Consider the following 6,443-nt stretch of genomic DNA (forward strand, 5'->3'; position numbering starts at 1 on the left):
CGTGGTCGCGTTGATTGGCGGTCCGCCGCTGGTGAGTGGCTGCTGTGGTTCGCCGTGGGCGGCGGACCGCCCGACTTCTGGAAGGTTCCGTGCCCTGGTGTGGTGATGGGCCGGGGTCCTTGCCGGGCGGTGGGGTTCCGCCCGGCAAGGGGGTTTTATGCGGCGGTGTCGGCTTCGGTTGGCTTGCCGCTGTCGAGGATGATTTGTTCAGTCTCACTGGCTGTGTAACCCCAAAGAACCAGTTGGTTCAGGTAGTCCCGGTGGGTCTGGCTTGGGGACCGCCACGAGTCCTTCGCGATCGTCTTTTCGTACCCTGCACACACCAGTGCGATCAGGGAAAACTCCGGACGCGCCGTCGTCTTGGCGACGTGGTCCCTCAGCGGATTCCAGGCCCAGGCGTTGGACTCTTCGATCTTCGCCCCGACCATCTCAGCGGCGACCTTTCCGTCGTAACCGCTGGCCGTTTCCGGGTGGTGGGTGATTGCGTGGACGGTGAAGTACTGCCAGCCCTTCGGGGCCTGCTTCTTTGCCAGCAGGTTCTTGACCCATTCACGCCTGACCACAGTTGCGGACTGCATCAGCTTGTTGTTCTCAATCAGGGTCTTCCGTTCGGCCTTCTGTTCCTCGGTCATCGGGCCTTTCGGGGCCGATGACGAGCCGTAGCCGCTGTAATAGCGCAGCGTGAAGCCCAGTTCTTTCCAGCCGGTAACCACGGCGACGGCGAAGTGCTCGCCGCGGTAGTCCGTTTCGATGTAAACGGCGTTCCCGTCCTCGTCGGTGGCCGGTTCCCCGTCTGGCCTTTTCAGGGACGTGACCCGGAGGGTTTCGCTGTCCTCCCCGTACCCGCATTCGGGAACAACAATCGTTCCGGCCGCTTCCAGCTCTGCGGTGAGTGCGGTCAGCGCGGCGGCGCGGTCGCGCTTGTCGCGCAGCTGCTGGGCGACGTGCAGGAGCATATCGGGTTCATCCATGATGACCGATTCCAACTCAAGCGTGGCTTCCTCGTCGTTCTCGAACTCGGCCAGAATCAGGGCTTCTCCGATGGTGTATCCCTTGCCCAGGGCGGCGGCTCCGGTCTCGGTGGACTTGGCTTTCAGTGCCGACTCGACGGTGGTCTTGGTCCGTCCGGTCTTCTTCGCGATCGCGGCCGCCGAAACACCAATCAAAGACAGCTGGTGGTAGGCGTCCGCTTCGTCGGCCTCGGTCAGTTCGGCACGCTGGATGTTCTCCACCACCTGCGTCACGATGCGCTCGGCTTCCTCCGGGCTATCGATGATCATCACAGGGATCAGAGGTTGTCCGGCTTCGACGGCCGCGCGGGTGCGGCGCTGGCCCATCAGCACATGCACGGTGCCGTCGTCCTTGCGGTGGGCGATCACCGGTTCCATCACGCCGTGTTCTTTGATGCTGGCGATGAAATCGGCGGTCAGGGCAGCGTCCTTCCGGACGTTGATATCGACGGTCAGGGTTGCCGGGTCGAGCATTTCAAGCGTGGGTGTTGCTTTCATTTCGGTGGTGTTCCTTCTTGTCCGAGAAGTTGGGGGTGGGTGGGGCGGCTTAGGTCACCGGCCAGCTCCCCGTCTCCCCCCGCGTTGTTTTTTGGTTGCTGGCAAGCTTGCTTGCTCGGCGGCCGACGGAGGCCTGTCTACCCGTGAGGGCAAGGTGTGGGAAATTCCCGCAGGAAGTAAGCGACGAAGGAGCGCCTGCGGGAAATTCCTGCACCGCAGGCCCCGGTGGAGCTTGCGGAACCGGGGCTAGACAGGCCGGAGCGGACGCCTAGAATCCGCAGGACAGCAACCAGAAAACGTCGTAGACAAAACAGGTGATGACGGGCCGGAGCTCTGCGACGGACCGCCAGCGCCCAACAGCCGGCCGCGCCAGCGGACGCCGTAATGAGTCAGTAAAAGTCTCTATAGACCGGCCCTGGTTTTGCTACTCTGTTGCCGTCCACCGGCGTCGGTCGTTTCCCCAAGCCGTCCGACGCCGGTCGGGCATCCATTCGGCCGCCTGCCCTCCTGTCGCTACATGCGGTCGAGGATGACAAAAGAGCCGGTCCCTACTGGGACCGGCTCTTCGCATTCCTCGGACAAAGGAAATCTGTGGTGCAGCAGCGTTGCTGCCCGTGTGCTAGAAGTTGTGGTGTTCCTGGGCGTGGCCAACGTCGACAGGCCCGGTCACTTGGCCGGCTGTGAGCAGCTGCAGCTCGATGATGTCTTCGGCCAGGCTGGCGTCAGCAGCCGGCTGGTCGTCCTCAGTGAGGATGTATTCGTGTCCCACAGTCGCATACCCTCCCGTTGTAATGGCTGTGCCCACTGTAGTCCGGGATCCTGCACGTTCGCTGGGTTTGGTGGCTGCGCCCGCGTCAGAGTCACCGACTGCCAGAGGAGATGTTCCACGTTTTGGATGGCATCCCCTTCGCTACCTTGAGGGCCTTGTCGATGTCGTCGAACGAGCCGCCGCGCGGTGCGTGTCGATGTCGTTGGGTGACAGGCGGCCTCGTTCCACCACGACCAGAACCATGGGTTCGTGATGGTGCGGCTATACGCTGTGACGGTGGAAATCGAGGAACGACAGCAGCAGGACAAAACCCAAAGGCAAGCCGATCTCAAGCACCTTCCGAAAAGCTGGGCCGCTCTGGGCTTTCTGGTTACGCTCGCGGTCGGGCCCCTATGGGTCCTATTCGATAACAGTGCTTTCGTCGCCGACGGCGGACCCTGGAAATCGATGACTTGGGAAGAACAGCGCGGAGCTGTGCTTACGGGCCTGCTGGTTGCCACTTTAATTTTCGTCGTACTTGCGATCGTCCTATTGGTCATTCTGTCCATTTCGCTGGGTCGGTGGCGGCGAAAAATTTGGGCTCCCGTAGGCAAGCAAGGGGAGAAGCTGTCGAAATGGACAGTCTTGAAGCTGGGAGCCAAGGCTTTGGCTAAAGTCAGGCGTCTAAACGGTGAAAAAGTTAGCGTCCACATCATGCCCCTGGGTGTGACTGGGGTGAGCACTAAATTTAGGCTCTATGACTTCAAGGAAGTGATGGCCGCAGCCACCGTCACTGCGCCAGTGAACGAAATACTTCTAGAGGACGAAGTAGTCCTGGTTGACGGCAAGGATGACTTCTCAGGACGGGTTCAAGCTAAAGGTTTTCAAGCCGGCATCGATTTTACAATTTCCTGGACCGATCACGAGGGATACCCTCGCTGGAATTTCGTTCACGTTCCTCCGTCTGCTCTCCCCACACCATCAGGGACATCGACCGGAGTCGCCGCTATACCGAAAGGGCAGCGGACTGGAGTTCCTGGGCTGGTGAAGTACGGGGACCTTGAGACAAGCCGGGACAACAAAGACGGTACACAAATCGTCAGATGGAAGAACCGGAAGGTTGTTGGCAGGCTCGTCCCAGCGTCCGGTGGCGCCTGGGACGTTCAGTTTGGTGACATGTCGGGTACGGTTCGACCGGAATTCGTTGTCAGTGAAGAGTTGGGCCGTGCCCAGACAGAGGGAGAAGGGGTCGAGATGCTGAGGCTCCGGGACCTCAAGACTTCTGTAGGGCACTAGTTGTTTGCAAGCAGAAGGCCGTCTGTTAGGCGGCCTTCTGCTTATCTCGGCAAAGGAAAACTGCGGGGTTCAGCGTAGCTGGACGGTAAAGAACCTCGGCTGGCGAACGTCGTTGTGGCGTGCTGCGCGGCACTTGGGTTGGTGGTCTGGGTGTAGCGCTGAACGGCGGTCCGCCGCTGGTGAGTGGTTGCTGTGGTTAGTCCTGGGCGGCGGACCGCCCGACTTCTGGAAGGTTCCTGGCCCTAGGCCGCCCGCCACCGGAAGAGGCCGGGCCGGATACCTCAAGGGTGATCCGTCCCGGCCTCCGGGGTGTTAGATCAGGCGGTGCTTGTAGGACTTCTCAGCGTCCCGGGCGACGTCGGCGATGTGGCCGCGGTTGATCAGTTCCCGCAGGAGCACTGCGAGGCGGAAGTCGGAAACGTCCTCGGCGGCGAGTTTCAGGTAGCGGTCTGCCTGACTTCCGGAGCCTTTGAGCCATTGCAGCCAGCCCATCAGTGTCAGCATGGGCGCCCGTTGTCCTGCCGGGACAACTTTCATCAGCTCGAAGGCGACTGCCTCGGCCCGGTCCACGCGGTCCCAGTCGGGACGGGCGGTGAACTTGCCGGTCAGCACGTCCCCGAAGCTGCCGTTGTGGGTGGTGATGGTGTCCCGGAACAGATAGTCACGGAGGTGCCGGTGCTGGAATGCCGCCGCCAGCGCACGTGCGGTCTCGGTGTCAGGCATTCCATCCGCGTCCAGGACCGCCGCCCATGTCAGGCAGGCCATTTCGAGATCCTCGAAGGTCCCCTCCGGTGCTTTTACCGGAAGCACCCAGTTGCCCAGCAATTCAGGGTTGTACACCTCGAGATGCGGGGTGGACCCGAAATAGGTCAGCGTGACGTTGGCGTTGCTGTCCCTGATGGTGTCCAGCGGGTTCTTTTCTGCCGTGCCGTAGGTTGCCCAGTGGGTGCTGGTGACCAGCAGGACCTGCCGCACGGGCATCCGCGCCATGGCCAGCTCGGTGCTCAGTGCCGCGACGTGCTCCGCGTAGGGGAGCGTGTCATCTCCGCCGGTTTCGTCGTTGTAGACGATGACGTAGGTGGCGGTGGCCTTTTCGTCGTGGGCTGCGTAGGTGGTCATCATCTGCGCGTAGTCCAGCGGCAAGGCCTCGGCCGGGGCGTCCATCCGCAGCGTCGCGCCCAGGGTATTCCCGCGTGCGGTGAGCACTACGAAGGATTCCTTCGGCTGGTTGCCCAGCAGGTGCGGGACGGCGGCGATCAGGTCAGCGGAACCGGTGATGGTCAGTTTTTCAGTCATTTGGGTGGTGTTCCTTCTTGTCCGAGAAGTTGGGGGTGGGTGGGGCGGCTTAGGTGACCGGCCAGCTCCCCGTCTCCCCCCGCGTTGTTTTTTGGTTGCTGGCAAGCTTGCTTGCTCGGCGGCCGACGGAGGCCTGTCTACCCGTGAGGGCAAGGTGTGGGAAATTCCCGCAGGAAGTAAGCGACGAAGGAGCGCCTGTGGGAAATTCCTGCGCCACAGGCCCCGGTGGAGCTTGCGGAACCGGGGCTAGACAGGCCGGAGCGGACGCCTAGAATCCGCAGGACAGCAACCAGAAAACGTCGTAGACAAGACAGGTGATGGCGGGCCGGAGCTCTGCGACGGACCGCCAGCGCCCAACAGCCGGCCGCGCCAGCGGACGCCCAACAACTGGTTGAAGCGCAGCGAAAACCAGGGCGAGCCCAGCGAGCCAGCGTTAGTCCTTGGGCCCACTCGAACTGCCCTGGCCTGTACCGGTCGGGCTTGCCGCCGGCGGCCGCCGCTCGGCACCTGGTTACTGCGGGAATGGCGGTCCGCCGCCGGTAACCACCCACTCAGGCCAGCCACCTGCGGCGGACCGCCCGCGGTGACCGGCCCCGAAAGGCCGGCCACCTTCGGCCCTATTCGCGGCGGTCGTGGAGCGGGACGGCTCCGTAGTGTCCGGCTGCGCGGCGGAATCTCGCGTCGCTGCTGAAGATGAACGTTCCGCCGAACATGTACCACGGGGCGGGTTTATCGGCCGGGGTGATCGGCTCGGCGTGGACCACGGTTTCGCGGTGGAAGTGCTCGTTTTTGACGAGCCGGACGGCGGGCCGTTCCTCGGTGGCCTCGAATACCGGGTCGATGCCTTCGCCGATAACGGTTACCTCCATGACGCTGGCGGAGATGCCCCGGTTGGAGAAGTCCGTGCCCAGGGCGTCGCGGTAAATCAGGGCGGTGATGCCCTTATGGGCGGTGGTGTCGTTGCTCATGTGCTGGCTCCTTTGAGGTCGTGGGGCGCTGTACTGCCCGGCACCGGCCGGGCAGTACAGCGGTTGGTAGTGCTGGTTAGGCGGCGTCCCGCGCGACGTAGGGAATTCGGTACCGGCTGGGCAGTTCAGCGGCGGCTTCCGGCAGGTCTGCCGGGCCTTGGGCCTGCCCGTTCTTCCAGTGGAAGAACGCCTGCTCTGTGATGGCGTCATAAAGGCGGGCTTTCGTCCGGTAGTAGGTGCAGCTCACGTCGCCCTCGCAGTAGGTGGCGATGCCGAACAGGTTGCCGATGCTGTCAGCGGTGCGGGTAACGGCGACCATGACGTAGGGCCATTGGCCCAGGTCCCAGCCGTCACAGCCCCAGCTGGAGAGCACGGCCCAGCCGTGCTCTTCGATCAGTTCCATCCAGTCGTAGCCGCCGTTCATGTGGTAGTCCCCCAGCACGGTCACGCCGTCGATGATTTCCTCGGTGTCGGCGGTGGTCACAGTCTTGGTAGTGATTGCGTTCATTTGGGTGGTGTTCCTTCTTGTCCGAGAAGTTGGGGGTGGGTGGGGCGGCTTAGGTGACCGGCCAGCTCCCCGTCTCCCCCCGCGTTGTTTTTTGGTTGCTGGCAAGCTTGCTTGCTCGG

The 6,443-nt window shown here is 62.8% G+C and carries 6 protein-coding genes; 1 reads left to right on the forward strand and 5 read right to left on the reverse strand.

Translation table 11 applies throughout. The annotated features are described in order from the left end of the window. Positions 1 to 155: 155 nt before the first annotated feature. The gene (locus tag FNL14_RS09525) at positions 156 to 1,508 is read right to left on the reverse strand and encodes a ParB/RepB/Spo0J family partition protein (protein ID WP_142059497.1); all 1,353 of its coding nucleotides are present in this window, start codon (positions 1,506 to 1,508) and stop codon (positions 156 to 158) included. A gap of 619 nt (positions 1,509 to 2,127) precedes the next feature. Then, positions 2,128 to 2,313, reverse strand: a complete 186-nt coding sequence (locus tag FNL14_RS09530) for a hypothetical protein (RefSeq protein WP_142059499.1) — start codon at positions 2,311 to 2,313, stop codon at positions 2,128 to 2,130. A gap of 240 nt (positions 2,314 to 2,553) precedes the next feature. On the opposite strand from FNL14_RS09530, the gene FNL14_RS09535 reads away from it, so the two are divergent. Beyond that, the gene (locus tag FNL14_RS09535) at positions 2,554 to 3,552 is read left to right on the forward strand and encodes a hypothetical protein (RefSeq protein ID WP_142059501.1); all 999 of its coding nucleotides are present in this window, start codon (positions 2,554 to 2,556) and stop codon (positions 3,550 to 3,552) included. Positions 3,553 to 3,864: 312 nt separating this feature from the next. On the opposite strand, the gene FNL14_RS09540 is transcribed toward FNL14_RS09535, so the two are convergent. From FNL14_RS09540 to FNL14_RS09550, 3 genes are all read right to left on the reverse strand, one after another. Continuing rightward, positions 3,865 to 4,848 carry a DUF4192 family protein gene (locus FNL14_RS09540; RefSeq protein WP_142059503.1) on the reverse strand — a complete coding sequence of 328 codons (984 nt, stop codon included), beginning with the start codon at positions 4,846 to 4,848 and terminating at the stop codon, positions 3,865 to 3,867. A gap of 617 nt (positions 4,849 to 5,465) precedes the next feature. Then, positions 5,466 to 5,816: a hypothetical protein gene (locus FNL14_RS09545; protein WP_142059505.1), complete on the reverse strand. Its 351-nt coding sequence runs from the start codon at positions 5,814 to 5,816 to the stop codon at positions 5,466 to 5,468. A gap of 76 nt (positions 5,817 to 5,892) precedes the next feature. Continuing rightward, positions 5,893 to 6,324, reverse strand: coding sequence for a hypothetical protein (locus FNL14_RS09550; protein WP_142059507.1), 432 nt, complete (start codon positions 6,322 to 6,324; stop codon positions 5,893 to 5,895). Positions 6,325 to 6,443 lie beyond the last annotated feature (119 nt).

Origin of the sequence: Pseudarthrobacter sp. B4EP4b, from assembly GCF_006680095.1 — a bacterium.
Lineage (GTDB): Bacteria > Actinomycetota > Actinomycetes > Actinomycetales > Micrococcaceae > Arthrobacter.

Bases quoted from the DNA above. Each gene is read 5' to 3' on its own strand.
- FNL14_RS09545 (WP_142059505.1), bottom strand. From the start codon at position 5,816: ATGAGCAACGACACCACCGCCCATAAGGGCATCACCGCCCTGATTTAC.
- FNL14_RS09540 (WP_142059503.1), bottom strand. From the start codon at position 4,848: ATGACTGAAAAACTGACCATCACCGGTTCCGCTGACCTGATCGCCGCC.
- FNL14_RS09525 (WP_142059497.1), bottom strand. From the start codon at position 1,508: ATGAAAGCAACACCCACGCTTGAAATGCTCGACCCGGCAACCCTGACC.
- FNL14_RS09550 (WP_142059507.1), bottom strand. From the start codon at position 6,324: ATGAACGCAATCACTACCAAGACTGTGACCACCGCCGACACCGAGGAA.